26 protein-coding genes and 1 tRNA gene are annotated in these 25,881 nt (G+C 74.0%); 15 read left to right on the top strand and 12 right to left on the bottom strand.

Going from position 1 to position 25,881, the window contains the following annotated elements:
* Positions 1-15: 15 nt before the first annotated feature.
* From mshC to ASF47_RS13405, 4 genes are all read right to left on the bottom strand, one after another.
* Entirely contained in the window at positions 16-1,254 is a 1,239-nt protein-coding gene (gene mshC / locus ASF47_RS13420; protein WP_056864680.1) for a cysteine--1-D-myo-inosityl 2-amino-2-deoxy-alpha-D-glucopyranoside ligase, read from the bottom strand.
* Positions 1,255-1,353: 99 nt separating this feature from the next.
* Positions 1,354-2,130: an SCO1664 family protein gene (locus ASF47_RS13415; RefSeq protein WP_156697887.1), complete on the bottom strand. Its 777-nt coding sequence runs from the start codon at positions 2,128-2,130 to the stop codon at positions 1,354-1,356.
* Between the two features lie 19 nt (positions 2,131-2,149).
* Entirely contained in the window at positions 2,150-2,725 is a 576-nt protein-coding gene (locus tag ASF47_RS13410) for a DUF3090 domain-containing protein (RefSeq protein ID WP_056864678.1), read from the bottom strand.
* A gap of 10 nt (positions 2,726-2,735) precedes the next feature.
* The gene (locus ASF47_RS13405; protein ID WP_056864407.1) at positions 2,736-3,458 is read right to left on the bottom strand and encodes a histidine phosphatase family protein; all 723 of its coding nucleotides are present in this window, start codon (positions 3,456-3,458) and stop codon (positions 2,736-2,738) included.
* Between ASF47_RS13405 and corA the strand changes: the two genes are divergently transcribed.
* On the top strand, positions 3,457-4,497 hold the full coding sequence (gene corA, locus ASF47_RS13400; protein ID WP_162242278.1) for a magnesium/cobalt transporter CorA: 1,041 nt from the start codon (positions 3,457-3,459) through the stop codon (positions 4,495-4,497). The genes ASF47_RS13405 and corA overlap by 2 nt on opposite strands.
* Before the next feature lie 28 nt (positions 4,498-4,525).
* Here the strand turns inward: corA and ASF47_RS13395 are convergent, their stop codons facing one another.
* Positions 4,526-5,350 (bottom strand): undecaprenyl-diphosphate phosphatase, encoded by an 825-nt coding sequence (locus tag ASF47_RS13395; RefSeq protein WP_056864406.1) that lies wholly within the window; start codon positions 5,348-5,350, stop codon positions 4,526-4,528.
* A gap of 95 nt (positions 5,351-5,445) precedes the next feature.
* Between ASF47_RS13395 and ASF47_RS13390 the strand changes: the two genes are divergently transcribed.
* Together ASF47_RS13390 and ASF47_RS13385 are read left to right on the top strand one after the other, a co-directional pair.
* The gene (locus ASF47_RS13390) at positions 5,446-6,393 is read left to right on the top strand and encodes an aldo/keto reductase (RefSeq protein ID WP_056864405.1); all 948 of its coding nucleotides are present in this window, start codon (positions 5,446-5,448) and stop codon (positions 6,391-6,393) included.
* 34 nt (positions 6,394-6,427) lie between these two features.
* Positions 6,428-6,652: a DUF5703 family protein gene (locus tag ASF47_RS13385; RefSeq protein WP_193661619.1), complete on the top strand. Its 225-nt coding sequence runs from the start codon at positions 6,428-6,430 to the stop codon at positions 6,650-6,652.
* A 24-nt stretch (positions 6,653-6,676) separates the two neighbouring features.
* Here ASF47_RS13385 and ASF47_RS13380 read toward each other — a convergent pair whose 3' ends face one another.
* A complete protein-coding gene (locus ASF47_RS13380) occupies positions 6,677-8,032 on the bottom strand; it encodes a M20/M25/M40 family metallo-hydrolase (RefSeq protein WP_056864675.1) in 1,356 nt (451 codons plus the stop codon).
* A gap of 102 nt (positions 8,033-8,134) precedes the next feature.
* Here ASF47_RS13380 and ASF47_RS13375 point away from each other — a divergent pair.
* Positions 8,135-8,220, top strand: a tRNA-Leu gene (locus tag ASF47_RS13375).
* Between the two features lie 174 nt (positions 8,221-8,394).
* On the opposite strand, the gene ASF47_RS13370 is transcribed toward ASF47_RS13375, so the two are convergent.
* From ASF47_RS13370 to ASF47_RS13360, 3 genes are all read right to left on the bottom strand, one after another.
* Entirely contained in the window at positions 8,395-8,805 is a 411-nt protein-coding gene (locus tag ASF47_RS13370) for a hypothetical protein (RefSeq protein ID WP_056864404.1), read from the bottom strand.
* Positions 8,806-8,922: 117 nt separating this feature from the next.
* Positions 8,923-10,188, bottom strand: a complete 1,266-nt coding sequence (locus ASF47_RS13365) for a methyl-accepting chemotaxis protein (RefSeq protein WP_056864403.1) — start codon at positions 10,186-10,188, stop codon at positions 8,923-8,925.
* Positions 10,185-10,745: a PAS domain-containing protein gene (locus tag ASF47_RS13360; protein ID WP_056864402.1), complete on the bottom strand. Its 561-nt coding sequence runs from the start codon at positions 10,743-10,745 to the stop codon at positions 10,185-10,187. The genes ASF47_RS13365 and ASF47_RS13360 overlap by 4 nt, the downstream gene beginning before the upstream one ends.
* Before the next feature lie 179 nt (positions 10,746-10,924).
* Here ASF47_RS13360 and ASF47_RS13355 point away from each other — a divergent pair, with 179 nt between their 5' ends.
* Positions 10,925-11,356 carry a Fur family transcriptional regulator gene (locus ASF47_RS13355; RefSeq protein ID WP_056864401.1) on the top strand — a complete coding sequence of 144 codons (432 nt, stop codon included), beginning with the start codon at positions 10,925-10,927 and terminating at the stop codon, positions 11,354-11,356.
* A gap of 68 nt (positions 11,357-11,424) precedes the next feature.
* Positions 11,425-13,719 carry a catalase/peroxidase HPI gene (gene katG, locus ASF47_RS13350; protein WP_056864400.1) on the top strand — a complete coding sequence of 765 codons (2,295 nt, stop codon included), beginning with the start codon at positions 11,425-11,427 and terminating at the stop codon, positions 13,717-13,719.
* 96 nt (positions 13,720-13,815) lie between these two features.
* On the opposite strand, the gene ASF47_RS13345 is transcribed toward katG, so the two are convergent.
* Positions 13,816-14,262 carry a pyridoxamine 5'-phosphate oxidase family protein gene (locus tag ASF47_RS13345; protein WP_056864399.1) on the bottom strand — a complete coding sequence of 149 codons (447 nt, stop codon included), beginning with the start codon at positions 14,260-14,262 and terminating at the stop codon, positions 13,816-13,818.
* Positions 14,263-14,410: 148 nt separating this feature from the next.
* On the opposite strand from ASF47_RS13345, the gene ASF47_RS13340 reads away from it, so the two are divergent.
* The 8 genes from ASF47_RS13340 (at position 14,411) to ASF47_RS13305 (ending at position 22,696) form a co-directional block, all read left to right on the top strand.
* A complete protein-coding gene (locus ASF47_RS13340) occupies positions 14,411-15,361 on the top strand; it encodes a universal stress protein (protein WP_056864398.1) in 951 nt (316 codons plus the stop codon).
* Between the two features lie 35 nt (positions 15,362-15,396).
* Positions 15,397-16,527: a zinc-binding alcohol dehydrogenase family protein gene (locus ASF47_RS13335; protein ID WP_082500277.1), complete on the top strand. Its 1,131-nt coding sequence runs from the start codon at positions 15,397-15,399 to the stop codon at positions 16,525-16,527.
* The gene (locus ASF47_RS13330; protein ID WP_056864397.1) at positions 16,524-17,561 is read left to right on the top strand and encodes an Atu2307/SP_0267 family LLM class monooxygenase; all 1,038 of its coding nucleotides are present in this window, start codon (positions 16,524-16,526) and stop codon (positions 17,559-17,561) included. The genes ASF47_RS13335 and ASF47_RS13330 overlap by 4 nt, the downstream gene beginning before the upstream one ends.
* A 123-nt stretch (positions 17,562-17,684) precedes the next feature.
* Positions 17,685-18,656 carry a hypothetical protein gene (locus tag ASF47_RS13325; RefSeq protein ID WP_056864396.1) on the top strand — a complete coding sequence of 324 codons (972 nt, stop codon included), beginning with the start codon at positions 17,685-17,687 and terminating at the stop codon, positions 18,654-18,656.
* A 77-nt stretch (positions 18,657-18,733) separates the two neighbouring features.
* The gene (locus tag ASF47_RS13320; RefSeq protein WP_056864395.1) at positions 18,734-19,345 is read left to right on the top strand and encodes a sulfite oxidase-like oxidoreductase; all 612 of its coding nucleotides are present in this window, start codon (positions 18,734-18,736) and stop codon (positions 19,343-19,345) included.
* Complete coding sequence (locus ASF47_RS13315; protein WP_235558744.1) at positions 19,342-20,079, top strand: FAD-binding oxidoreductase; 738 nt, start codon at positions 19,342-19,344, stop codon at positions 20,077-20,079. The genes ASF47_RS13320 and ASF47_RS13315 overlap by 4 nt, the downstream gene beginning before the upstream one ends.
* A 17-nt stretch (positions 20,080-20,096) precedes the next feature.
* Positions 20,097-20,678, top strand: coding sequence for a LysR substrate-binding domain-containing protein (locus ASF47_RS13310; protein ID WP_056864394.1), 582 nt, complete (start codon positions 20,097-20,099; stop codon positions 20,676-20,678).
* A 209-nt stretch (positions 20,679-20,887) separates the two neighbouring features.
* Positions 20,888-22,696, top strand: coding sequence for a BCCT family transporter (locus tag ASF47_RS13305; protein ID WP_082500275.1), 1,809 nt, complete (start codon positions 20,888-20,890; stop codon positions 22,694-22,696).
* Between the two features lie 46 nt (positions 22,697-22,742).
* On the opposite strand, the gene ASF47_RS13300 is transcribed toward ASF47_RS13305, so the two are convergent.
* Positions 22,743-24,179 (bottom strand): GuaB1 family IMP dehydrogenase-related protein, encoded by a 1,437-nt coding sequence (locus tag ASF47_RS13300; RefSeq protein WP_056864393.1) that lies wholly within the window; start codon positions 24,177-24,179, stop codon positions 22,743-22,745.
* Positions 24,180-24,240: 61 nt separating this feature from the next.
* On the bottom strand, positions 24,241-24,600 hold the full coding sequence (locus ASF47_RS13295) for an ankyrin repeat domain-containing protein (RefSeq protein WP_056864392.1): 360 nt from the start codon (positions 24,598-24,600) through the stop codon (positions 24,241-24,243).
* Positions 24,601-24,682: 82 nt separating this feature from the next.
* On the opposite strand from ASF47_RS13295, the gene galK reads away from it, so the two are divergent.
* Positions 24,683-25,861: a galactokinase gene (gene galK / locus ASF47_RS13290; protein WP_056864391.1), complete on the top strand. Its 1,179-nt coding sequence runs from the start codon at positions 24,683-24,685 to the stop codon at positions 25,859-25,861.
* Positions 25,862-25,881 lie beyond the last annotated feature (20 nt).

Genomic DNA, 25,881 nt, shown 5'->3' with positions numbered 1-25,881 from the left:
CCGGCCGGGGCCGGCTCAGAGGGCCAGGCCGAGCGCAGCGTCGAGCAGCACGTGGACGCTGCGCGCCGCGTCGGGGTCGGAGGTGTCGGCCAGGCCGTGGGTGCCGAGGGTGGCGTCGACCCACGCGTCGACGGCGGCGAGCGCCCGCGGGGCGTCGAGGTCGTCGGCCAGCGCCGCGAGCACCTCGGTGACGACCGGCTCGGCCGGTGCGCCGGCCCCGAGGGCGATCGCCTTGCGCCACTCGGCGAGGCGGTCGACGTTGTCGAAGAGCTCGGCGTCGGTCCACTCCCAGTCGCTGCGGTAGTGGTGGCGCAGCAGGGTCGCGCGGATCGCCATCGGGTCGACGTCGCTGTTGCGCAGCGCGGAGACGAACACCAGGTTGCCGCGCGACTTCGACATCTTCTCGCCGTCGTAGGCCACCATCCCGGCGTGGGAGTAGACCTGCGCGAAGGGCGTGCCCGGCTCGGCGACCTGGGCGTGACCGGCGCACATCTCGTGGTGCGGGAAGACCAGGTCGCTGCCGCCGGCCTGCACGTCGAAGGCCCCCCCGAGGTGCTCCATGGCGATCGCGGTGCACTCGACGTGCCAGCCCGGGCGGCCGGGGCCGAAGGGGCTGGGCCACGACGGCTCGCCCTCGCGCTCCCCGCGCCACACGACGCAGTCGAGGGGGTCGCGCTTGCCGGGGCGCTCGGGGTCGCCGCCGCGCTCGGGGAAGATCCGCAGCATGGCCTCGCGGTCCAGGCCCGACTCCTCGCCGAAGGCCGGGTCGGCGGTGACCGAGAAGTAGAGGTCGTCCTCGACCCGGTAGACCGCACCGGCGGCCTGGAGCCGCTCGACGAGGGCCACCACGAGGGGGATCGACTCGACGGCGCCGACGTACTCGGCCGGGGGCAGGACGCGCAGGGCGGTCATGTCCTGGCGGAAGAGCTCGGTCTCGCGCTCGGCCAGCGCGGTCCATTCGACGTGCACCTTGGTGGCGCGCTCCAGGAGCGGGTCGTCGACGTCGGTGACGTTCTGCACGTAGGTGACGTCGTGGCCGGCGCTGCGCCAGGCCCGGTTGAGCAGGTCGTAGGCGACGTAGGTGGCGGCGTGACCCATGTGCGTGGCGTCGTAGGGCGTGATGCCGCAGACGTAGAGACGGGCCGCGCCGGTCGGCGTGGTGGTGACCAGCTCGCCGCGCGGGGTGTCGTGAAGGGCGACCGCAGGGCCCTTCACGGGGAGGGTCGGGATCTCCGGGGCAGGCCAGGCACGCATGCCGCGCACTCTAGCCAGTCGGGTCGACGGCGCTGGTGGACGGTGCCGTTCGGCACGACGTCGTGCGCGGTGGGCGCGCGCCCCGGGACGGCACGAGCCTCAGAACGGCGGCCAGGGGATCGCCGGGTGCTCGCCGCGCGGCGCCGGCAGGGACCCGCGGTGCAGCAGCCGGTCGCAGCGGCGCGCGATGCAGTCGATCTCGAGGTCGGTGAGCAGGGGCGCCAGCGACGCGCCGAGCGCGCCGGCCAAGCCCTCGCGCACCGCCGTGACCGCGCCGCGCTCCTCGTCGGTGAGCGGCTCGCCGACCCAGCCCCAGAGCACGGTGCGCAGCTTGTGCTCGTGGTGGAAGGCGATGCCGTGGTCGACGCCGAAGCGGTGGCCGTCGGCCATCTCCAGCACGTGGCCGCCCTTGCGGTCGGCGTTGTTGACGACCACGTCGAAGACCGCCATGCGTCGCAGGGCCGGGGTGTCCTCGTGGACCAGCGCGATCGGCCGGTCGCGGGCGTCGAGGCCGTCGAAGACGTGGAGGTAACCCGGCGGCACCTCGCCCTCGGGCACCAGCGTCACGGCCTCCTGCTCGGCGTCGGGCTCCTGCCACTGCTGCACCATGCCCGGGCCGTGCGGGCCCCCGCGCAGCCAGGTGCGGGGCACGACGCCCCAGCCGGTGGCCTCGGAGACCAGGTACGCCGCCACCTCGCGGTGGGCCAGCGTGGCCCCGGGGAAGTCCCAGAGCGGCTTCTCCCCCGCGATCGGCTTGTAGACCACGCGGGTGCTGCCGACGGTGCCGAGGAAGGTCGCGTTGGACGCCGGCATGATCCGGCCCTCGAGCACGAGCTCGGCCGACTCGAGCACGTCGAGCGGGTCGGAGGTCTCCACGGTGGTCAGACGCCCCGGGTCAGGGCTCGCGCCGCTTGAACCCGTTGGCGCGCACGCACAGGTGGCCCTCGGGGTCCATCGGGTTGCCGCAGAAGGGGCAGCTCGGACGACCGGCCTCGAGCACCTGCTCGCTGCGCTTGACGAAGGCGCGGGCCTGCCCGGCGGGCAGGCGCACCAGCAGCACCTCGTCGGGCTCGGGCTCCTCGAAGTCCTCGTCGACCTGGTCGGGGCTCACGACGGCCGCCTCGGTAAAGGGGAAGACCTCGATCACGACGCGCTCGTCGTCGGGGTCCCACGACAGCGTCATCGTGCCCGCGCGGAACTCCTCGTCGATCGGCTGCTCCAGCGGCGCGGTGTCCTCGGTGCCGATCGGTGCCACCGCGGGCACCAGGGCGTCGCTGAGGTCGCTCGACATGACGTCGTCGAGCAGCTCGTCGATGCGCTCGGCGAGCGCCGCGACCTGCTGCTTCTCGAGCGCCACGCTGACGACGCGGGCGCCGCTGCGGGCCTGGAGGAAGAACGTGCGGGCACCGGGCGGACCGACGGTGCCCGTGACGAACCGCTCGGGCGGGTCGAATCCGTGGACGACAGGCATGGGCTCCACCCTAGGGCTGCCCGGCAACGTCGCCGGGACCCGCTCCCCCACCCACCGCGGCGTCCGACGTACGCCGGGATCCGCGGGCCTTCTTCGGCGGCACCAGCCAGCCCAGGTCGCCGGCGTGGGTGTTGGTGGCGAGCACGTAGGGCCGGCTGTCGGTGTAGCGCACGATCGAGATCGACGCGGGGTCGACGTTGATGCGCTGGAAGAGGTCGAGGTGCATGCCCAGGGCGTCGGCCAGGACCGACTTGATGATGTCGCCGTGGCTCACCGCCACCCAGACGGCGCCGGGGCCGTGCTCGGCCTCGATCGCCGCGTCGTGGCGCCGCACGGCGGCCACGGAGCGGGCCTGCATGGTCGCCATCGACTCACCGCCCGGGAAGGCGGCCGCCGAGGGCTGCGACTGCACGACCTTCCACAGCTTCTCCTTGGCGAGGTCCTTGAGCGCGCGGCCCTGCCACTCGCCGTAGTCGCACTCGCTGATGCCCTTCTCGGTCAGCGTCGGCACCTCGCCGGCCTGGGCGGCCAGGAGCGCCTTGGCCGTCTGGCGACAGCGCTCGAGCGGGCTGGTGACGAGGGCCGCGAGGCGCACCGGGGCGAGGCGCTCCCCGGCCCGCTCGGCCTGCGCGCGGCCGGTGTCGTCGAGCTTGACGCCGGGGGTGCGCCCGGCGAGCACGCCGGAGGCGTTGGCCGTCGTGCGGCCGTGGCGGACGAGGATCACGGTTGCCATGGCGCCGAGCCTAGACAGCCGCTCCCACGGCCCGGCCGCCGTGGCCTACCGTGTGCCGGTGATCGTGGACAGTGCGCTCTACCGTGACGGCTCGCGCGTGCCGGTGGACTGCGGCCCCCAGGAGCTGCACGCGATGCGTGCCGCGGTGCGGCAACCGGGCGACTTCGTGTGGGTCGGGCTCCACCAGCCCGCCGAGCACGAGCTGGAGGACGTGGCGCTCGCCTTCGGGCTGCACCCGCTGGCCGTCGAGGACGCGGTCAAGGCCCACCAGCGGCCCAAGCTCGAGGTCTACGGCGACAGCCTCTTCCTGGTGCTCAAGACGCTCTGGTACGTCGACGAGGACGACGCCGTCGAGACCGGCGAGATCAGCCTGTTCATCGGCGCCGACTTCATCGTCACGGTGCGCCACGGGCAGGGCTCGGAGCTGCAGTCGGCGCGGCGCTACCTGGAGTCGAAGGAGTCCGTGCTGACCCACGGCCCGTCCGCGGTGGTCTACGCGGTGACCGACCGGGTCGTGGACGCCTACATCGCGGTCGTCGACTCGCTGCAGGAGGACGTCGACGAGGTCGAGGCGTCGGTCTTCTCCGACGTGCGCACCCGCGACGCCGCCCGGATCTACACGCTGAAGCGCGAGATCGCCGAGGTGCGGCGTGCCGTGATGCCGCTGCGCGAGCCGATGCGGCGCTTCGCCTACGGCGACGTCGACGGCATCGACGACGACGCCGCCCCCTTCTTCCGCGACGTCTCCGACCACCTGGTGCGGGCCGCGGAGTCGGTGGACACCCTCGACGCGCTGCTGTCGACGGCCTTCGACGCCCACACCGCCCAGATCTCGGTGCAGCAGAACGACGACATGCGCAAGATCTCCGCCGGCGTCGGGCTGGTCGCGGCGCCCACGCTGATCGCCGGGGTCTACGGCATGAACTTCGACCACATGCCCGAGCTGCACTGGGCCCTGGGCTACCCGATGGCGCTCGGCCTGATGGCGCTGACCTCGGGGCTGCTGTGGATGTTCTTCAAGCGCTCCGGCTGGCTGTGACGCGGGCCCCCGCCGACGGGCGGCCGGGTCAGGCGGCCAGGACGCCGGTGCCGACCAGCACCAGGACGGCCGTGCCCAGCACCACGCGGTAGACGACGAACGGCGTGTAGGACCGGGTCGAGACGTAGCGCAGCAGCCACGCGATCGCGGCGTACCCGACGAGGAACGAGACGACGGTGGCCACGATGGTCGGGGTCCAGCCGTAGGGGTTGTCGCCGCCCGGGATCTCGCGGAGCTGGAAGACCCCGGCGCCGACGACCGCGGGGATGGCCAGCAGGAAGGCGTAGCGGGTGGCGGCCTCGCGGTCGTAGCCGAGCAGGCGGCCCATCGAGAGCGTGGCCCCCGAGCGGGAGACGCCGGGCACGAGGGCGGCGGCCTGCGCCAGCCCCATGAGCACGGCGTCGCGCAGGGTGATCTGCTCGATCCGCTTGTCGGTGCGGCCGAGCTTGTCGGCCAGGCCCAGCACGAGGCCGAGCACCACCAGCGTCGTGCCGATGATCCACAGGCTGCGGAAGTCGCGCTCGATGACGTCCTTGAGCGCGACGCCGAGCAGCACGATCGGGAGCGAGCCGACGATGATGAACCACCCCATGCGGGCGTCGAGGTGGCCGCGGTACTCAGGACGCACCAGGGAGCGCAGCCACGTGGTGGCGATGCGCCAGATGTCCTTGCGGAAGTAGATGAGCACCGCGAGCTCCGTGCCGACCTGGATGACGGCCGTGAACGCCGCGCCCGGGTCGCCCCAGCCGAAGAGCTCGGGGAAGATCCGCAGGTGGGCGCTGCTGGAGATCGGCAGGAACTCGGTGAGTCCCTGGATGACGCCGAGGACGATGGCCTGGAGGAGTTCCTGCACGGAGGAGGACTCTAGGCCCGTCGGACGCCGGTGTTCTCGACCACCACCGTCGTGGCGCGCCGTGCGTGGCGTCGGCCACTGGCTAGGTTGTCGCCATGCAGCAGCGCTCCCTGGGTCTGACCGGCCTGCAGGTCTCCCGCCTCGGCCTCGGCACGATGACCTGGGGCCGCGACACCGACGAGCACGAGGCCCGCGACCAGCTGGTCGCCTTCGTCGAGGCCGGCGGCACCCTCGTCGACACCGCGCCGGTCTACACCGAGGGCCGCTCGGAGCGGCTGCTCGGCTCGCTGCTGGGCGACGTGGTGCGGCGCGACGAGGTGGTGCTGGCCACCAAGGGCGGCCTCGAGGCGCACCGCGGCGGCGTGCGGGTCAGCACCTCGCGCGGCGCGCTGCTGGCCGGGCTCGACGCCTCGCTGGAGCGCCTGGGCGTCGACCACGTCGACCTGTGGCAGGTGCACACCTGGCACGACGGGACGCCGCTGGAGGAGACGCTGCACGCCCTCGACCTGGCCGTGACCTCCGGACGCGCGTCCTACGTCGGCGTGAGCAACTACACCGGCTGGCAGACCGCGCAGGCCGCCACGTGGCAGCGCGCCGTGCCCGGGCGGGTGCCGCTGGCCTCGACCCAGGTGGAGTACTCCCTGCTCCACCGCGGGATCGAGGACGAGGTCCTCCCGGCCGCACAGGCGCTCGGCCTCGGTGTGCTGCCGTGGTCGCCCCTGGCGCGCGGCGTGCTGACCGGCAAGTACCGCACGGGCATCCCGGCCGACTCGCGCGCCGCGGTCGACGAGTACGCCCCCTACATGGACCCCTACCTCGACGAGCGGGCCGCCGGCATCGTCGGCGCCGTGTGCCGCGCCGCCGACGGTCTCGGCTGGTCGCCGCTGCAGGTGGCCCTGGTGTGGGTCCGTGACCGGCCCGGGGTCACCTCGCCTATCGTGGGAGCACGTACGGCGGCACAGCTGCGGGTCGCCCTCGACGTCGAGGGTCTCGCGCTCCCGTCCGAGATCGCCGATGCTCTCGACGACGTCTCCGCCGACTGACTCCAGACCGCCCGCCACCTCACCAGGAGGCCCCGTGAGCCGCGCGCCCCTGCACCGACGCACCTCGTGGTCGCCCGTCGAGTGGGAGTTCGACAAGGTGACCTTCGACCGTCACTTCTCGCGCAACGTCGTCACCAAGCTGCTCGTCGAGCGGGCCGAGCACGGCGGCTGGGAGCTCGACCGGGTGCGGATCGGCTCCGACGGCACCCGCCGGGTCATCCTGCGGCGCAAGATCATCAAGGCCGTCCGCACCGCCTGAGCCCCTCCTGGCCGGTCCGGCGGCCTAGACGTCGTCGAGGAAGCGGTCGAAGACCCGCGCCCCGAACTCCAGCGCGTCGACCGGCACCCGCTCGTCGACGCCGTGGAAGAGCGCGGTGAAGTCGAGGTCGTCGGGCAGCCGCAACGGCGCGAACCCGTAGGAGCGCATGCCCAGGCGCCGGAAGTGCTTGGCGTCGGTGCCGCCGCTCATCAGGTACGGCGCCACCACGGCGTCGGGGTCCTCGGCGAGCAGGGAGCGCGTCATGGCGTCGACCAGGTCGCCGTCGTAGGGGGTCTCCCACGGCTGCTGGTGCGACAGGAACTCGATCTCGACGCCCTCGCCGGTCAGCTCGGCCAGCGTGGCGAAGAACTCGTCCTCGAAGCCGGGCAGGAAGCGGCCGTCGACGTGGGCGGTGGCCTCGGTCGGGATGACGTTCACCTTGTAGCCCGCCCCCAGCATGGTGGGGTTGGTGGTGTTGCTGATGACCGCGCCGAGCATCCGTGCGGCACCGCCGAACTCCTCGATCAGACGCGGCGCGTTCTCGGGGGTGGCCTCGACCCCGGCGAGGTCGCCGACGGCGGCGAGGAGCACCTGCATGGTCGGCGTGAGCCGCACCGGCCACTCGTGGGCGCCGATGCGGGCCACGGCGCCGCTGAGCCGGGTGACGGCGTTGTCGGTGTTGAGCATCGAGCCGTGCCCGGCCCGGCCGCGGGCGGTGAGCCGCATCCAGGCCATGCCCTTCTCGGCGGCCTCGATGAGGTACATCCGCCGGCCCCGCACCGTGGTGCTGAAGCCGCCGACCTCGCCCACGGCCTCGGTGACGCCGTCGAACTCCTCGCGGTGGTCGCGCACGAGCACCTCCGCGCCCTTGTGGCCCCCGGCCTCCTCGTCGGCGGTGAAGCACAGCACGACGGGGCGCGACGGCACCCGACCGGCGCGGGCACGGGCCCTGACCACGCTGAGCAGCATGGCGTCGAAGTCCTTCATGTCGACCGCGCCGCGGCCCCACACGTAGCCGTCCTGGACCTCCCCGGAGAAGGGGTCGACCTGCCAGTCCTCGGCCGCGGCGGGGACGACGTCGAGGTGGCCGTGCAGCAGCAGTGCGTCGTCGCGCGAGCCGTCGCCGCCCCAGTGGGCCACCACGCTGGTGCGGCCCGGCTCGGACTCGTAGAGCCGGGAGGAGATGCCGACCTCGTCGAGCAGCGCTGCGACGTGCTCGGCCGCCTCGCGCTCGCCAGGACCCTCGGCGTCGCCGTAGTTGGAGGTGTCCATCCGGATCAGGTCGCGACAGATCTCGACGACCTCGCCGGCCGGGTCGTGCTCGGTCCCGGGGTGCGTGTCGGGGTGCGTGTTGGGGTGCTCGGAGGAGGGGTTGCCCATGGCGCCCAGCATGTCACCGAGGGCCCCGGAGGCCGACCCCTCGTGGGGGTGGGGCCCGATGCGGGACTTCGGCCGACGCTTTGTTACTGTTCCACCGCACTCGTCCGGGTGGCGGAATTGGCAGACGCGCTAGCTTGAGGTGCTAGTGCCCGTATTAGGGCGTGGGGGTTCAAGTCCCCCCTCGGACACTCAGAAGGCCCCGGCTCCACGGGGCCTTCTGTCATTTCCCGGGATGCCGGGTGCACCCCGGTGCACCGCCGGCGGCGCGGGACCCGCCCTTCGGTGGCCCGCCGCGCGGACGACGGTGACCATGCTGTGGCACCGGTGTCACGCCACGGCGTGACCGGACTCGTCTTGCGGGCTCAGTCGACCGCGGTGCCGTGCGGCTGGCGGGGGCCCTGCGGCGTCGTACGTCGGGCGCGACGTCGGTCGCGTCCGCGCTGCCACTGCTCGGTGGTCACCAGCCCGGTGAGGACCCCGCCGAGTCCGACCCCTCCGCCGAGGGGGGCCGACACCGGGCTGTCCCGCGCCACCACCCCGAGGAAGAAGACGGCGACGACCGTGAAGGCCGCCGCGAAGTGCGTCAGACGGTCGACCGGGTCGCGGCGGTGCAGCAGCTGCCAGGCGGCACCCGTCGCGCCGCTGACGGCGGCCACGACGAGCAGGTCCGCGCCGGTGGTCGATCCGTGGTGACCCACCTGCGCGGCCCAGACGAGTGCTGCCAGCGGGAGGACGAAGGCCGCGCCGCGGCGGCGGGATGACGGCGTGCTCACGAGGGAGAGGGTGCCTCCTCCCGGGCTCCGCGACCGCATCGACGGGAGCGGCGGCCGAGACCCGGCCCGCCGGGGCCCGCCGTCATCGCGACGCCCGTCCGCGTCGTCCCCCCGGCGTCACCGGATCTGCTCCAGGAAGTCGGCGACGTGGGTGCGCAGGTCGGTGGCGAGGCGTGAGAGCTCCAGGCAGGCGCTGGTCATCTCGACCGCTCCGGTGCTCGTGGTGCGGGTGTCGTCGGTGATGGTGGCGACCTCGCCGGTCACCGAGGTCACCGCCGAGGCGGCCTGCGAGGTGGTCTTGCTCAGCTCCTGAGCGGCCAGCCGCTGCTCGCCCACGGAGCCGGCGATGACCGACAGGCTCTCCCCCATCCCGCGCACGCCCCCGGAGATCGTCTCGATGGCGGTGACGGCCTCGGTGGCGGCCGCGCGGATCTCCCCGACCTGGTCCTCGATGCGCACGGTCGCCTCGGAGGTCTGGGCGGCGAGGTTCTTGACCTCGGAGGCGACGACGGCGAAGCCCTTGCCCGACTCGCCGGCCCGCGCCGCCTCGATGGTGGCGTTGAGGGCGAGCAGGCGGGTCTGGGCGGCGACCTCGCTGATCACGCGCACCACGTCGCCGATCTCCTGGGAGGCCTTCACGAGACCGGCCACCGTCTGCTGGGCGGCGGCGGCCTCCGCCGAGGCCGCGACGCCGACCTCGTCGGCGCTGCTGGTCTGGGCCTCGATGGCCCCGACGGTGCTCGCGAGCTCCTCGACGGCGGCCGCGGCCATGGTGACGGCGTCGGAGGCGGTGACGGCCTGCTCGCCGACGACCTCCGCGCGGATGGCGGTGCCCTCGGCCGTCGCGGCCAGGCTGCGCGAGGTCGACTCCATCTCGGTCGACGCGGCGGCGACCTGGTCGGAGAGGCCGAGCACGGCCCGCTCGAAGGCGTCGGCGAGCTCGAGACGGCGTGCGTCCTGCGCCGCGAGCTCGTCGTGGGAGGCGGCCATGGAGGCGGTGGCGGCGTTGATGGTGCCGGCGCCGGCGCGGAACGAGCCGACCATCCCCCGCACCAGGAACGTGCGGTAGAAGCGGCCGTCGCTGGCGAACTCCAGCGACGCCGAGGCCTCGCGCACGAAGGCGTCGGTGAGATCGAGCAGGTCGTTGAGAGCGGAGCGGGCCTCGCGCAGCTCGGGGGCGTCGCCGAGCACGCCGACCCGGGGCTCCAGGTCGCCGCGGGCCGCGGCCCGGCACACGGCGGTGAGGGCCAGCAGCGCCGAGCGGTACGCCGCCGCCTCGGCGGCCAGGGCGGCTGCCGGGTCGGCGGGGTCGGCCCGGTCGGCGGGCTCGGCCGGGTCGGCGGGGTGCGCGGCCCCGACAGGACCGTCGTCGAGGAGCGTCATGCCGCCGCCCCCTCGGTCGGGGCCGCAGCGGCGTCGAGCGACCAGACCAGCTCGTCGTAGGTGGTGCCGCGGCGGGCGAGCAGGTCGTCCAGCAGGGCCGAGGACGCGGCCAGCGCCTCCGGGGTGCTGGCGTGGCGGGCCTCCTCGGCGACGAGCGCGGCGTAGAGGGGGCGGACCTGGTCGAGCGCGGCCCGTGAGGCGGTGCGGCGGTTGGAGTGGTAGCCGACCACGGTGCCGTCAGGCCCGAGGGTGGGGGTGACGTGGGCGAGCACCCAGTAGTGCCCGCCGTCGGCGCGCAGGTTGACGACGTAGGCGAAGATCTCCTCCCCCGCACCGACCCGCTCCCACAGCAGCCGGAAGACCGCGCGCGGCATGTCGGGGTGGCGGATGAGGTTGTGCGGGCGACCGACGAGGTCGGCCTCCTCGTAGCCGCTCATCTCGACGAAGAGCTGGTTGACGTAGGTCATCAGACCCCGGGTGTCGGTCTTCGACACGATGATCCGGTCCTCGGCGAAGGTGTGCTCGACCCCGGTGGGCCTGATCCGCTGCTGCCGCATGGCTGGTGTCTCCTCCCGGGCCGCCCTCGCGTGCCCTCGACGCCCCGATCGGCGGGTGGGGCGCGCGGCGTAGGACCTGCCACGGAGTCGGGACCAAGGTCCTGCGGAGTCGGGACCGAGGACACGCCGACGGGCCTCCAGATCTTGATTCGATCCAGAAAAGCCGCCAGAGTAGGCGTATGAGCACCTCACCCACCGTCGAGGACCGGCTGCGCGCTGCGCAGCTGCGGGTCACCAGGCCGCGGGTGTCCGTCCTGGCCGCGGTGCACCAGCGTCCCCACGCCGACACCGACACCCTCATCAGCGCCGTGCGGGCCGACCTCGGCGAGGTCTCCCACCAGGCGGTCTACGACGTCCTGCGCGCGCTCACCGGCGCCGGCCTCGTGCGCCGCATCCAGCCCTCGGGCTCGGTCGCGCGCTACGAGGCGCGCGTGGGCGACAACCACCACCACGTCGTGTGCCGCAGCTGCGGCGCCATCGGCGACGTCGACTGCGCCGTGGGCCACACGCCGTGCCTCACCGCCTCCGACGACCACGGCTTCGAGGTCGACGAGGCGGAGGTCGTCTACTGGGGCACCTGCCCCGCGTGCGCGGCCGCGCGCCCCGCCTGACCCCGATCAGCAGCCACCAGCCACCACCTGCCATCACCTCAGTGACCGCCACTCCCGAAAGGTTCCAGATGAGCGACAACCAGGACCAGAGCGCCGCGCAGGGCGACACCGCCCCGGTCAGCCCCCAGGGCGTCGACCGCAAGGCCGAGCAGGGCTGCCCCGTCATGCACGACGGCGCCACCGCGCAGGGCAGCGAGAGCGAGAACCCGGTCATCGACTCCCCCACCCCGACGACCGGCGGACGCCCGCACGGCCTCAAGGACTGGTGGCCCAACTCCCTCGACCTGTCGGTCCTGCACGTGCACTCGACCAAGAGCAACCCGCTGGGCGAGGACTTCGACTACAAGCAGGCCTTCGCCGGCCTCGACGTCGACGCGCTCAAGCAGGACGTCACCCAGGTGCTCCGAACCTCGCAGGACTGGTGGCCCGCCGACTTCGGCCACTACGGCGGTCTGATGATCCGCCTCAGCTGGCACGCCGCCGGCACCTACCGCATCTACGACGGTCGCGGCGGCGCCGGCGACGGCGGCCAGCGCTTCGCCCCGCTCAACAGCTGGCCCGACAACGCCAACCTCGACAAGGCCCGCCGCCTGCTGTGGCCCGTCAAGCAGAAGTACGGCACCAAGGTCTCCTGGGCCGACCTGCTGGTCCTCGCCGGCAACGTCGCCCTCGAGGACATGGGCCTGCCGACCTTCGGCTTCGGCTTCGGCCGTGAGGACGTCTGGGAGCCCGAGGAGATCTTCTGGGGACCCGAGGACACCTGGCTGGGCGACGAGCGCTACACCGGCGAGCGCGAGCTCCACGAGTCGCTCGGCGCCGTGCAGATGGGCCTGATCTACGTCAACCCCGAGGGCCCCAACGGCAACCCCGACCCGCTGGCCTCGGCCCGCGACATCCGCGAGACCTTCGCCCGCATGGCGATGAACGACGAGGAGACCGTCGCCCTCATCGCCGGCGGCCACACCTTCGGCAAGACCCACGGAGCCGGCGACGCCGACCTCGTGGGCCCCGAGCCCGAGGGCGCGCCGCTGGAGGAGCAGGGCCTGGGCTGGAAGAGCCAGTTCGGCTCCGGCAAGGGCGTCGACGCCATCACCTCGGGCCTCGAGGTCACCTGGACCCGCACCCCGGTGCAGTGGAGCAACGACTACTTCGAGTTCCTGTTCGGCTACGAGTGGGAGCTGGAGAAGAGCCCCGCCGGCGCCTACCAGTGGGTGGCCAAGGACGCCGAGGACGTCATCCCCGGCCCGACCGAGGACGCCCCCCGGCGCAAGCCCACCATGCTCACCAGCGACCTCGCGCTGCGCGTGGACCCGGCGTACGAGAAGATCTCGCGGCGCTTCCTGGAGAACCCCGACGAGTTCGCGCTGGCCTTCGCCAAGGCCTGGTACAAGCTGCTGCACCGCGACATGGGCCCGATCAGCCGCTACCTCGGCCCCGAGGTCGCCGAGCCGCAGCTGTGGCAGGACCCCGTGCCGGACGTCGAGGGCCCGCTGGTCTCCGACGCCGACGTCGCCCGCCTCAAGCAGGCGGTGCTGGCCACCGACCTGACGGTCTCCGAGCTCGTCGCCACCGCGTGGGCCTCGGCCGCGACCTTCCGCTCCACCGACAAGCGCGGCGGAGCCAACGGGGCCCGCATCCGCCTCGAGCCGCAGCGCGGCTGGGAGGTCAACCAGCCCGAGCAGCTCGAGCGCGTGCTCGGCGTGCTCGAGGGCGTCCGCAGCGACTTCAACGCCGCGGGCGGGGCCCAGGTCTCGCTGGCCGACCTCATCGTGCTCGCCGGCTCCGCCGCGGTGGAGAAGGCCGCCGCCGACGCCGGGGTCGAGGTGACCGTGCCGTTCCGCGCCGGTCGCACCGACGCCACCCAGGAGCAGACCGACACCGACTCCTTCCGGGTGCTCGAGCCGCGCGCCGACGGGTTCCGCAACTACCTGCGCCCCGGGGAGAAGACCCAGCCCGAGGTGCTCCTGGTCGACCGCGCCTACATGCTCGACCTCACCGCGCCCGAGATGACCGTGCTGGTGGGCGGTCTGCGCGCCCTCGGTGGCAACGTCGGCGGCACCGCCCACGGCGTGCTCACCGACCGGCCCGGCGTGCTCACCAACGACTTCTTCACCCACCTGCTGTCCCCCGGGACCCGCTGGAAGGCCTCGGAGTCGGAGGAGAACGTCTACGAGATCCGCGACGTCGCCACCGACGAGGTGCGCTTCACCGCCACGCCGGTCGACCTGATCTTCGGGTCCAACTCGCAGCTGCGGGCGCTGTCGGAGGTCTACGCCGCCGACGACGCGCGGGAGAAGTTCGTGGGCGACTTCGTCAAGGCCTGGACCAAGGTCATGGAGCTCGACCGCTTCGACCTCGACTGAGCGACGACCCCAGCACCACCCCAGCACCACCACAGCACCACCACGGAGCCGCAGGTCCTCGGACCTGCGGCTCCGTGCCGTCGGTGGGCAGCCGGCTCAGTCGGCGTCGGCCAGCTCCGCGGGCCTGGCCCGCAGCTGGAAGGAGCGGCCCGTCACCACGGTGGGGCGCAGCTCCACGACGTCGTACGTCGGGCCCTCCAGCCAGCTCTGGCGCACCTCCGCGTCGAGCCGGTGCTCCTCGCGCTCGTCGAGACGGCGCAGCCGTCCGCGGGCCACCACCGACCACGCCGACGACGTGTCGTGCCAGTCGATCTCGAGCGCCACCTCCGAGTGCAGCGCCGCGGCGAGGAGCTTGCCGCCGGCCGCGGTGCGGAAGAGCAGCGCCCCGCCGTCGACGACGTAGTTGATCGGCACCAGGTGGACCTCGTCGACCAGCCGGTAGGCCAGCCGTCCCAGCTCGTGCCGGGCCAGCCGCTCCCAGCACTCCTCGCTCGTGAGCTCGCCGGCAGCCGCCGGCCCGGTCGGTGCGCTGGCTGTGTCCATGCTGCGAGCCTGCCGCGGCCGGCCCCCGACCCGCAGGGGCGAAGGTCCCGCGGACCGGGGCCCTGGGACAGGTCCGCGACGGGCGGCGCGCGAGGAGCGTGGGGGGTGACGGGACAGGCCCGTCACCGACCCGGGAGGACCCGCCACCATGGACAGCACCCGCCCCACCGACCAGACCGCGCCCGGCCGGCCCGACGACACGATCGTCGTGGCCGTCGGCGCCGAGGGCGCTGCCGGCGCGGTCGCCTTCGCGGTGCAGGAGGCCGAGCGCCACCACGCCCCCGTCCACGTCGTGCACGTCGTGCGTGCGGGGGCGGCCAACGGCTATCCCGAGCTCCTCGCCGACGTCTACGCCGCCGCCGACGACACCGTCAGCAGCGCCGTCCGGCTGGCGCGCGACCTCGGGGGGCCCGGCACGGTCGTCACCGGCGAGCGCCTGGACTCCGGCGGGCTCGTCCACGACCTGGTCGACCGCGCGCGTCACGGCGCCCTCCTGGTGCTCGAGCGACGCACGACCAGTCGGCTGCACCACGTGCTGACCCGCTCCACGCTCAACGGAGTGGCGGCCCGGGCCGCGGTGCCCGTCGCCTCGGTGCCCACCGGTTGGCGACGGCCCCCGGCCGGCGCGGCCTCGGTGGTCACCGTGGGCGTGCAGGACGCGGGCGAGGCCGAGCCGCTCCTGCGCACGGCCTTCGAGCTGGCCCGCGAGCGCGGGTCGAGCCTGCGGGTGGTGCACTCCTGGTGGGCCCGTGGGCTCTGGTCCCCCGTCATCGACACCACCGTGCGCGCCGACTGGGAGGGCCGCGCACGCCGGGAGCTGGAGGGGGCCGTCGAGCCCCTGCGCGCCGGCTTCCCCGAGGTGCCGGTGGTGCTCCACGTGCGCCCCGAGCCCCCGGTCGAGGCCCTGCTCGACGCGGCGGGCCGCTCCGGCCTCGTCGTGGTCGGCCGGCGGCACCACCTCCTGCCGGTCGGGTCGCACCTCGGGCCGGTCGCCCGGGCCGTGCTCGACCACGCCACCTGCCCCGTGCTGATCGCCCCGGAGGCCGTCGCACCCCGCCGCTCGCGCACCCGGCGGGCCCCGGCCACGACGGGCGGCTGACCCGCGCTCACCGGCCGCCGGGCATCCTCGGGGCCATGAGCGAACAGAGCCCCGCCGTCACCCCCGACCCCTCGAGCGCGCCCGGCACCACGCCCGGCACGACCGCTCCCGGTGCGACCATGCGCGCCGTCGGACTGCGTCGGTGCCTCCCGGTCACCGACCCCGAGTCGCTCGTCGACGTCGAGCTGCCCCGCCCCGAGGTGGGCCCGCGCGACCTGCTCGTCGAGGTGCGGGCGGTGTCGGTCAACCCCGTCGACACCAAGGTGCGCAGCGGCGCGATCCCCGACGACCGCGCCGACGAGCGTCCCGACGGGGTGCGCGTGCTCGGCTACGACGCGGCGGGCGTGGTGGTCGAGGTCGGCTCCGAGGTCGAGCTCTTCGCGGTCGGCGACGAGGTCTACTACGCCGGCCACCTGATGCGGCAGGGCTCCGACGCCGAGCTCCAGGCGGTCGACGAGCGCCTCGTGGGGCGCAAGCCCTCCACCCTCGGGTTCGCCGAGGCGGCCGCCCTCCCGCTGACCGCGATCACCGCCTGGGAGGGCCTCTTCGACAAGCTCCGCCTCCACGAGGCCAGCCAGGGCACGCTGCTGCTGCCGGGAGCCGCCGGCGGCGTCGGCTCGATGGTGCTCCAGCTGGTGCGCGAGCTGCTGCCCGGTGTGCGGGTGGTGGCCACGGCGTCACGGGCCGAGTCCCGGGCCTGGGTGGAGCAGCTGGGCGCAGCGGCCGTCGTGGACCACCGTGCCGACGACCTGCTCGACCAGGTGCGCCTCGCCGCTCCCGACGGCGTCGCCTGGGTCTTCACCAGCCGCGTCGAGCAGCCCGGCCAGCTCGAGCTCTACACCGAGGTCCTCGACCCCTTCGGCGAGATCGTCGCCATCGACGACCCCGAGGTCCTCGACATCGCCGCGCTCAAGCCCAAGAGCCTCTCGGTGCACTGGGAGCTGATGTTCACCCGCGCGCTGACCGGCGGCGAGCAGCAGCGCAGCCAGCACGACCTCCTCGACCGCGTCGCCGACCTCGTCGACGCCGGACGTGTGCGCTCCACCGCCACCACCGTCCTGTCGCCGCTCGACGCCGCTACGCTGCGACGGGCCCACGGCCTGGTCGAGGACGGCCACGTGGTGGGCAAGGTCGTCGTCGCAGCAGCAGGAGAGGTCCCGGCGTGAAGATCGGCATCGACAGCTTCGTCTCGGTGGTCACCGACCCCGACACCGGTCGCGAGATCGGTCCCCAGGAGCGGGTCGCCCACCTGCTGGAAGAGGTTGAGCGGGCCGACCAGGTCGGCCTCGACAGCTACGGCATCGGGGAGCACCACCGCAGCGAGTACCTCGACTCCGCACCGGCCGTGCTGCTGGCCGCCGCCGCGGCACGCACGCGTGACATCCGGCTCAACAGCGCCGTGACGGTGCTCAGCGCCAGCGACCCGGTCAGGGTGTTCCAGGAGTTCGCCACCCTCGACCTGGTCTCCGGTGGTCGCATCGACCTCGTCGTCGGGCGCGGCTCCTTCGTGGAGTCCTTCCCGCTCTTCGGCCTCGACCTCGACGACTACGACTCGCTCTTCGCCGAGAAGCTCGACCTGCTGCTGCGGCTGCGCGAGCAGCCCCACGTGACCTGGTCGGGCCGGCACCGTCCCGCCCTCACCGGGCAGGGCGTCTACCCCCGGCCCGTGCAGGACCCCTTCCCGATCTGGGTCGGCGCGGGCGGCACCCCGTCGTCCTTCGCCCGCGCCGGTGGCTTGGGCCTGCCGCTGATGGTGGCGATCATCGGCGGGCAGCCCGCGCGGTTCAAGCCGCTGGTCGACCTCTACCGCGAGACCGGGCGCCGCGCCGGCCACGACCCGGCCACCCTCAAGGTGGGGCTGCACTGCTTCGGCTTCGTCGGCGACAGCGACGAGCAGGCCGCCGACGACTTCTACCCCGGCTGGCAGGAGATGTTCACCAAGATCGGTCGCGAGCGCGGGTTCGGTGCCCCGGGACGCGCGCAGTACGACGCCACGGTCGCCCCCGACGGGGCCTTCCTGATCGGCTCCCCCGAGACGGTGGCGCAGAAGATGCTGCGCATCGACGCCGACCTCGGCGGCGTCGACCGGATCTCGCTGCAGATGACCAACATCCGTCTCGCGCACGACAACCTCCTGCACGGCATCGAGCTGCTCGGCACGGAGGTCGCACCCCGCGTGCGCCGGGCGCTCGACGGCTGAGCGCCGCGCCACCCCGGGCGGCACCGGGGTGAGGCTTTGCCGGAGAAGTCCTCACCCTGGGCCGGGCGGGGCCGACCGGGAGGGGGGCCCCCTGTCCAGCGACACTCCCCGGAAGGCTCCCCCATGCCGATCCCCCGCAGCCTGGCGGCGACCGCGGTCGCCGTCCTCGCCGTCTCCGGCCTCGCCACCACCGCCGACGCCGCCCCGCGCGACCGAGACGGCGACGGCATGTCCGACCGCTACGAGCGCCGTCACGGCTTCGACCCGACCGAGGCCGGTGACGCCCGCGGCGACGCCGACAAGGACGGCCTCAGCAACCGTCGCGAGTCGCAGGAGCGCACCGACCCGCGCGACGAGGACACCGACGGCGACGGCCAGGACGACGCCGACGAGCTGCGCGGCACGGCGCGCGGCTCCGACCCGCGCGACGACGACAGCGACGACGACGGCACGCTCGACGGCGACGAGGACACCGACGGCGACGACGTGGCCGACGAGGACGAGGACGACGCCCGCGAGCCCTGCGCCAAGGACGACGACGACTCCGACTCCGACGGCGTCGCCGACGAGGACGAGAACGAGCTCGGGCTCGGCTCCGACGACTCCGACTCCGACGACGACGGCACGCCCGACGGCGAGGAGGACTCCGACGACGACGGACGTCTCGACGAGGACGGCGACGACCACGGCGACGACGCCTGCGACGGCGACCGGGACGGCGACGGCCACCACGACGAGGACGAGGACGACCTCGTCGGGGCGATCGTCTCCTTCGACGCCGTCACGGGCGAGCTCGTGGTCGGTTCCGGGACCGACACGCTGACCGGGCTGGTGACCGACGACACCGAGATCGAGCTCGAGACCCGTGACGAGGACCACGACGACTCCGACGACGACTCCGACGACGACTCCGAGGACGACGGGGACGACGACGGGGACGAGGAGGACGGCGTCGTGGACCGCCGCCGCGGCGGCGACGACAGCGGGAGCACCGCCGACCTCGTCGTGGGGGCGGAGGTTGCCGAGCTGGACTTCGTGCGCGGCACCGACGTCCTGGAGGAGGTCGTGGTCTACGTCGTGCCCGCCGGCGGCTGAGCCCACCGGCGCGGGCGTGGGGCGGCGGGGCAGGATGGGGCCTGCTCGCCGTCCCACGACCCGTCCGAGGAGCACCCGTGCCCGTCACCCGAGGCTTCAGCGGCCGCCCGCGCCGGGGCCGTCCCGACCGCCTGCCCCCGGGGCAGTACGACACCGGCCGCGACTGGCCGGTGCTCACCGCCGAGGTCGCCCCCGTCGTCGACCCCGCCCGCTGGTCGCTGACCGTCGACGGCGAGGTCGAGCGGTCGACCACATGGAGCTGGGACGAGCTGCGCGCGCTGCCGGGCTCGACGTACGACGGGGACATCCACTGCGTGACGACCTGGTCGATGCTGGAGACCAGCTTCACCGGCGTCTCCGTCGACGTGCTGCTCGACGCCGCCGGCCCCACGGCGTCGGCCACCCACGTGATGGCGCACGCCACGACCGGCTACACCACCAACCTGCCGCTGGCGGACCTGCGCGGCGGCAGGGCGTGGGTGGTCTGGGAGCACGAGGGCCGTCCGCTGCCGGCCGAGCACGGTGGCCCGGTGCGGCTGCTGGTGCCCCACCTGTACTTCTGGAAGTCGGCCAAGTGGGTCACCCGCCTGGAGCTCATGGACCGTGACCGCCCGGGCTTCTGGGAGGCCAACGGCTACCACGACCGCGGCGACCCGTGGCTGGAGCAGCGCTACCAGGGCGACCCGTGAGCACCGCCCCCGCCGCGGCCGCCCCGGTCGGTCGCTGGACCACCGGCCGCGTGGTGGAGGTGGTGCACGAGGGCACGGCGCTGCTGCGGGTGCGCCTCGAGGTCGCCGACCGCGTCGACCACCTCCCCGGGCAGCACTACGTGGTCCGCCTGCGCGCCGACGACGGCTACACCGCCCAGCGGTCCTACTCCGTGGCCTCCGACCCGGGCGACCCGCTCCTGGAGCTGCTGGTCGAGCACCTGCCCGGCGGTGAGGTCTCCGGCTTCCTCCACGAGGTGCTCGAGGTCGGCGACGTGCTCGAGCTGCGCGGGCCGATCGGCGGCTGGTTCACCTGGGGCGGGGCCGGCGACCTCGTGCCGGCCGTGTGCGTCGTCGGCGGCACCGGCGTCGTGCCGGCCGTGGCGATGCTGCGCCACGCCCGGCGGCTCGGGGTGTCCGACCGGCTCCGCGTCGTCGCGGTCGGGCGCACCCGCGGCGCCCTGCCCTACGCCGAGGAGCTGCGAGCCGCCGGCGCGCTCGTGGCGCTGACGCGCGAGAACCTCACCGGCGCCGACGGGTCGGTGCGGGTGGCGGCCCCGCCGTACGTCGACGAGGTGCGCGACCTGGTGGAGGGTGTCGACCGGGCCTACGTGTGCGGCTCGGCCGGGTTCGCCTCCTTCGCCACCCGGCTGCTCGGAGAGGCCGGGATGCGCGCGACGGGGATCAGGGTCGAGCAGTTCGGGGCCAGCGGCTGACCCGTACCCTCGGGCCCATGACCACCCCCTTCCGCGTCGGCTTCGTCACCGGGGCCACCCCCGACAAGTGGGCCGAGACGTGGCGCCGCCGCTCCCGCGTGCCGCTCGAGCTGGTGCCGGTGGAGGAGCCGGAGCAGGAGGAGGGGCTGCGCGACGGCACGCTCGACATGGCGCTGGTGCGGCTGCCCGTCGACCGCGACGTGCTGCACTGCATCCCGCTCTACGAGGAGGTGCCGGTCGTGGTGGTCGGCCACGAGCACGTCGTGACGGCCGTCGACGAGGTGGAGCTGGCCGACCTGGCCGAGGAGCAGCTGGTGCGGCCCCACGTGAGCGGCTGGCGGCCCGAGGCGCCGCAGCTGGCGTGGCCGGTGATGAGCCTGCCCGAGGCGGTGGAGACCGTGGCCGCCGGCACCGGGGTGCTGCTGGCGCCGATGTCGGTCGCGCGGCTGCTGCGACGCAAGGACACCGCCTACCGGCCCGTCGTCGACCTCCCCCCGACCCGGGTGGGCCTGGCGTGGCGGCTGGACCGCGACGACGAGCGGATCCAGACCTTCATCGGCATCGTGCGGGGCCGCACGGAGCGCAGCTCTCGCGGCTGACACCCCCGGGTCATCGGCGCGGGCCGGTCGCCGGGATCCGGTGAGCGGACATTCGCGGTCGGACATCGCCCGCAGGGGTGAGCCGGGTTGTGCTCGCAGCGCGCGGCCTGACATGGTCGAATGTCCGATTCTCGCGTCCCGCGCGGGTCGGCACGACCTGTCCCACTGCCCCGATCGACCGAGGAGGCGGCGTACCCGCGCCGAGACCCGTGACGACACAGCAAGAGCGACCGCAGTCCACGCCGACACCACCGGAGAGCGAGCGCGCCTCCCGCGCCCGCGACGCCTTCGAGTCCCCGACCGGGGCCGTGATCCCGCAGCACGTCGAGCCCCACCCCGCCCTCGACCGCGCGGTCGAGGAGGGCCGCCCGGCACGCCCCGGCCTGGACAAGGCCGTGTTCGGCGTCACCGCCGCCCTGGCCGTCGCCTTCCTGGTCTGGGGCTTCGTCAGCACCGACTCGCTGGCCTCGGCCTCCAGCGACGCGCTGACCTGGGTGATGACCAACACCGGCTGGCTGTTCGTGCTGACCACGAGCTCCTTCGTGGTGTTCGTGCTGTGGCTGGCCCTGGGCAAGTACGGCCGGATCCCCCTGGGCCGTGACGACGACGAGCCCGAGTTCCGGACCATCTCGTGGATCGCGATGATGTTCAGCGCCGGCATGGGCATCGGCCTGATGTTCTACGGCGTCAGCGAGCCGCTCACCTTCTTCACCACCCCTCCCCCGGGCACCGGCGAGGCGGGCAACCCCGAGGCCGCCCAGACGGCGCTGGCCACCACGATGTTCCACTGGACCCTGCACCCGTGGGCCATCTACGCCGTCGTCGGTCTCTCCATCGCCTACGGCGTCTACCGCAAGGGCCGCGTGCAGCTGGTCTCCGCCGCCTTCGAGCCGCTGCTGGGCCGTCACGCCCGCGGCAAGGGCGGCAAGGTCATCGACATGCTGGCGATCTTCGCCACGCTCTTCGGCTCCGCCGCCTCCCTCGGCCTGGGCGCGATCCAGATCCGCAGCGGGCTCGAGATCGTCGCCGGCATCGGACCGGTCGGCAACGGCGTGCTGGTGGGCATCATCGCGGTGCTCACCGTGGCCTTCGTGCTCTCGGCCGTCTCGGGCGTGGCCAAGGGCATCCAGTGGCTCTCCAACATCAACATGGTGCTCGCCGTGGCGCTGGCGCTCTTCGTCTTCGTCGTCGGCCCGACCGTCTTCATCCTCAACCTGGTGCCGACCTCGATCGGCAGCTACGTCGGCGACCTGCCGATGATGGCCGCCCGCACCGGCGCCGAGGGGGCCGAGACGCAGGAGTGGCTGCAGTCCTGGACGGTCTTCTACTGGGCGTGGTGGGTGTCCTGGACCCCCTTCGTCGGCATGTTCCTGGCCCGCATCTCGCGCGGTCGCACCATCCGCCAGTTCGTCACCGGGGTGCTGCTGGTGCCGAGCGCGGTCAGCCTGCTGTGGTTCTGCGTCTTCGGCGGCACGGCCATCGACCTGCAGGACAGCGGGATCGACGTCTTCAGCGACGGTGCGGCGGAGTCGCAGCTCTTCTCCACCCTCGACCAGTTCCCGCTGGCCACGGTGGCCAGCGTCGTCGTGATGGTGCTGGTGGCCATCTTCTTCGTCTCCGGCGCCGACGCCGCCTCGATCGTCATGGGCACCCTCTCGGAGGGCGGCACGACCGAGCCGCGCCGACCCACGGTGGTCTTCTGGGGCGTGGCCACCGGCGCCGTCGCCGCGGTGATGCTGCTGGTGGGCGGCGACGACGCCCTCACCGGGCTGCAGACCATCACGATCGTGGCGGCGCTGCCCTTCGTCGTCGTCATGATCGGACTGGCGGTCTCGCTGGTGAAGGACCTCTCGACCGACCCGCTGGTGGTCCGCCGCCAGTACGCCGTCGAGGCGGTCGAGAGCGCCGTGGTTGCCGGCGTCACCGAGCACGGCGACGACTTCGTGCTCTCCACCGAGAAGGACCCCGACGCGGCGTCCGCCCCGGTGTCCGACCCGGCGCGCCCCCCGGGCGCCTGACGAGCGGCACCCGCGGCACGACGAGCGCGTCAGGGGCGCCCGCAGGTCACCAGCTGGTGGCCAGCGGGCGCCCCTCGGCGTATCCCGAGGCCGACTGCACGCCGATGACCGCGCGCTCACGCAGCTCGGCCAGCGACGCGGCCCCGGCGTAGGTGCACGCCGAGCGCACACCCGAGCAGATCTGGTCGATGAGGTCCTCCACCCCCGGGCGGGCCGGGTCGAGGTACATCCGCGAGGAGGAGATGCCCTCCTCGTAGAGCCCCTTGCGGGCGCGGTCGAAGGCCGACTCGGTGGAGGTGCGGTGGGCCACGGCGCGCGCGGAGGCCATGCCGAAGGAGACCTTGTAGGCGCGGCCGTCGGAGTCGGTCACCAGGTCGCCCGGCGACTCGTGGGTGCCCGCGAACCAGGAGCCGATCATCACGCTCGAGGCGCCGGCCGCCAGCGCCAGCGCCACGTCGCGCGGGTGGCGTACGCCACCGTCGGCCCACACCCGGGCCCCCAGGTCGCGCGCGGCCGCCGAGCAGTCGAGCACCGCGCTCAGCTGCGGGCGCCCCACCCCGGTCATCATCCGGGTGGTGCACATGGCGCCGGGACCCACACCGACCTTGACGACGTCGGCGCCGGCCTCGACCAGCGCCCGGGTGCCCTCGGCCGACACCACGTTGCCGGCCACCACCGGCACCTGCGGCGAGAGCGCCCGCACGGCGCGCAGCGCGTCGACCATGCGGTCCTGGTGGCCGTGGGCGGTGTCGACGACGAGGCAGTCCACGCCCGCGGCCAGCAGGTCGGCGGCCTTGCCGGCCACGTCGCCGTTGACGCCGACGGCCGCGGCGATCCGCAGACCGCCAGTCGCGTCCACGGCCGGGGTGTAGACGGTGGCGCGCAGCGCCCCGGTGCGGGTGAGCACCCCGGCGAGGGTGCCGTCGGGGTGCACCGCGACGGCCACGGCCGCGCGGGCCCGGTCGATGGCGTCGAAGGCCGCACGCGGGTCACTGCCCGCGGCGATGGTCACCGGCTCGGTGTTCATCACGTCGCCCACCTGGGCGAAGCGGTCGACGTCGGTGCAGTCGGCCTCCGACACGACCCCCACGGGACGCCCGTCCTCGACCACGACGGCGGCACGATGTGCGCGCTTGGGGATCAGCGACAGCGCCTCGGCCACCGTCTGGTGGCGCCCCAGCACGATGGGGGTGTCGAGCACGTGGTGGCGCTCCTTGACGTAGCGCACCACGTCGGCCACCACCGGGATCGGGATGTCCTGGGGCACGACCACGAGACCGCCGCGACGTGCCACGGTCTCGGCCATCCGCTTGCCGGCGATGGCGGTCATGTTGGCGACCACCAGCGGCAGCGTGGCGCCGGTGCCGTCGTCGGTGGCGAGGTCGACGTCGTAGCGGCTGGCCACCGCCGAGGAGCGGGGCACCATGAAGACGTCGTCGTAGGTCAGGTCGTACGGCGGAGCCGCGTCGGAGAGGAAGCGCACGGGGCGCGATGCTACGCGCCGGTGCCGACGACGGGCCCGGGACCGGGCGCGGTGCGGGCCCCTACCCGAGGTCGCGGCCGAACATCTCGGCCGTGGCCCGCGCGGTGGGGCTCCCGGCGTCCAGGTCGGCCCCGAGGGCGAGCAGGGCCGCGACCACGTCGTCCTCGCCCTTGAACACCGCCCCGGCGAGGGGGGACTGACCCCGGTCGTTGAGCCGGTCCACGTCGGCACCTCGAGCGGCCAGGGCCGAGGTCGTGGCCGCGTGGCCGTGGTAGGCGGCGAGCATGAGCAGGGTGTTGCCCGCGGCGTCGGTGAGGTCGACCGGCACGCCGGCCTCGACGTAGGCCAGCAGGCGCTCGGTGTGGCCCTCGCGGGCCAGGTCGAACATCTGGTGGGCCAGGTCGATCAGCTGCTCGTCCATCGAGCCAGTATGTCGCGGAGCCCCGGGTACCGGGCCGGCGAGGGGTCACCGGACATGTTTGCGCTCCCATAGGCTGACGCCCATGTCGTTCCTGGACCCCGGCGCCCCCGAGGCGCTCGCCACGACCCTCACGGCCGCGTTCACCGCTCGCTTCGGCGCGGAGCCGACGGTGGTCGCCCGCGCGCCCGGCCGGGTCAACCTCATCGGTGAGCACACCGACTACAACGCCGGCCTCGTGCTCCCGGTGGCCCTGCCCCACGCCACCTACGCCGCGGTGCGGCCCCGCGAGGACGGCCGGCTGCGGGTCGGCAGCCTGCAGGCCGAGGGGTCGTGGGAGGGCGACCTGGCCGACCTGGGTCCCGACCTCGACGCCGGCTGGGCCGGCTACGCCGTGGGCGTGGTGTGGGCGCTGGGCCGCGACGGCCTCGACGTCACGGGCCTCGACGTCCTCGTCGACTCCACCGTGCCCCTCGGCGCCGGGCTGTCGAGCTCGGCGGCACTGGAGTGCTCGGTGGGGGCAGCGGCGCTGTCGCTCCTCGGGGTGGGCCTCGACCCCGAGGGCGCACGACGCCTGGTCGCCGCGGCCATCAGCGCCGAGACCGAGGTCGTCGGCGCCCCGACCGGGGGCATGGACCAGACCGTCTCGGTCCACGCCGCCGCGGGCACGGCGCTGCTCGTCGACTTCGCCGACGGCTCGACCCGCGACGTCGCCCTCCCCCTGGCCGCGGCCGACCTCGTGCTGCTGGTCACCGACACGCGGGTCAGCCACGCGCTCGTCGACGGCGGCTACGCCTCGCGCCGCGCCGACTGCGAGGAGGCCGCGCGCCGCCTCGGCGTGCCCACGCTGCGCGAGACCACCGCGGAGGCCGTGGAGCTCCTCGACGACGAGCGGCTGCGCCGACGCGCGCGCCACGTCGTCACCGAGATCGCCCGGGTCACCGAGGTGGTCGACGCCCTCGCCGCGGGCGAGTGGGGTCAGGTCGGACGCTGCTTCCTGGCCTCCCACGTCTCGATGCGCGACGACTTCGAGATCTCCTGCCCCGAGCTCGACGCCGCGGTCGAGACCGCGGTGCAGGCCGGCGCGCTGGCCGCGCGGATGACCGGTGGCGGCTTCGGAGGCTCGAGCGTGGCCGTGGTGCCCGCCGACCGTGTCGAGGCCGTCGCCCGCGCGATCGACGCCCGCTTCGTGGCCGACGGCTTCCGGGCGCCGGCCCACCTGGTGGCCACGCCGTCCGCCGGCGCCGGGATCGTCGCGCGCTGAACGACCGCGGCCCCGACGCC

The organism is Nocardioides sp. Leaf285 (assembly GCF_001422955.1).
Taxonomy (GTDB): Bacteria; Actinomycetota; Actinomycetes; order Propionibacteriales; family Nocardioidaceae; genus Nocardioides; species Nocardioides kribbensis.
The sequence above is the reverse complement of the archived record's forward strand: the minus strand, read 5'-3'. Positions and strand labels throughout refer to the sequence as shown.

What these genes read in the sequence shown, in the direction of transcription:
- mshC (WP_056864680.1), bottom strand. Translation starts at nt 1,254, where the DNA reads ATGCGTGCCTGGCCTGCCCCGGAGATCCCGACCCTCCCCGTGAAGGGC.
- ASF47_RS13410 (WP_056864678.1), bottom strand. Translation starts at nt 2,725, where the DNA reads ATGCCTGTCGTCCACGGATTCGACCCGCCCGAGCGGTTCGTCACGGGC.
- corA (WP_162242278.1), top strand. Translation starts at nt 3,457, where the DNA reads ATGGCGCCGAGCCTAGACAGCCGCTCCCACGGCCCGGCCGCCGTGGCC.
- ASF47_RS13405 (WP_056864407.1), bottom strand. Translation starts at nt 3,458, where the DNA reads ATGGCAACCGTGATCCTCGTCCGCCACGGCCGCACGACGGCCAACGCC.
- ASF47_RS13390 (WP_056864405.1), top strand. Translation starts at nt 5,446, where the DNA reads ATGCAGCAGCGCTCCCTGGGTCTGACCGGCCTGCAGGTCTCCCGCCTC.
- ASF47_RS13380 (WP_056864675.1), bottom strand. Translation starts at nt 8,032, where the DNA reads ATGGGCAACCCCTCCTCCGAGCACCCCAACACGCACCCCGACACGCAC.
- ASF47_RS13365 (WP_056864403.1), bottom strand. Translation starts at nt 10,188, where the DNA reads ATGACGCTCCTCGACGACGGTCCTGTCGGGGCCGCGCACCCCGCCGAC.
- ASF47_RS13360 (WP_056864402.1), bottom strand. Translation starts at nt 10,745, where the DNA reads ATGCGGCAGCAGCGGATCAGGCCCACCGGGGTCGAGCACACCTTCGCC.
- ASF47_RS13355 (WP_056864401.1), top strand. Translation starts at nt 10,925, where the DNA reads ATGAGCACCTCACCCACCGTCGAGGACCGGCTGCGCGCTGCGCAGCTG.
- katG (WP_056864400.1), top strand. Translation starts at nt 11,425, where the DNA reads ATGAGCGACAACCAGGACCAGAGCGCCGCGCAGGGCGACACCGCCCCG.
- ASF47_RS13345 (WP_056864399.1), bottom strand. Translation starts at nt 14,262, where the DNA reads ATGGACACAGCCAGCGCACCGACCGGGCCGGCGGCTGCCGGCGAGCTC.
- ASF47_RS13340 (WP_056864398.1), top strand. Translation starts at nt 14,411, where the DNA reads ATGGACAGCACCCGCCCCACCGACCAGACCGCGCCCGGCCGGCCCGAC.
- ASF47_RS13335 (WP_082500277.1), top strand. Translation starts at nt 15,397, where the DNA reads ATGAGCGAACAGAGCCCCGCCGTCACCCCCGACCCCTCGAGCGCGCCC.
- ASF47_RS13325 (WP_056864396.1), top strand. Translation starts at nt 17,685, where the DNA reads ATGCCGATCCCCCGCAGCCTGGCGGCGACCGCGGTCGCCGTCCTCGCC.
- ASF47_RS13310 (WP_056864394.1), top strand. Translation starts at nt 20,097, where the DNA reads ATGACCACCCCCTTCCGCGTCGGCTTCGTCACCGGGGCCACCCCCGAC.
- ASF47_RS13295 (WP_056864392.1), bottom strand. Translation starts at nt 24,600, where the DNA reads ATGGACGAGCAGCTGATCGACCTGGCCCACCAGATGTTCGACCTGGCC.
- galK (WP_056864391.1), top strand. Translation starts at nt 24,683, where the DNA reads ATGTCGTTCCTGGACCCCGGCGCCCCCGAGGCGCTCGCCACGACCCTC.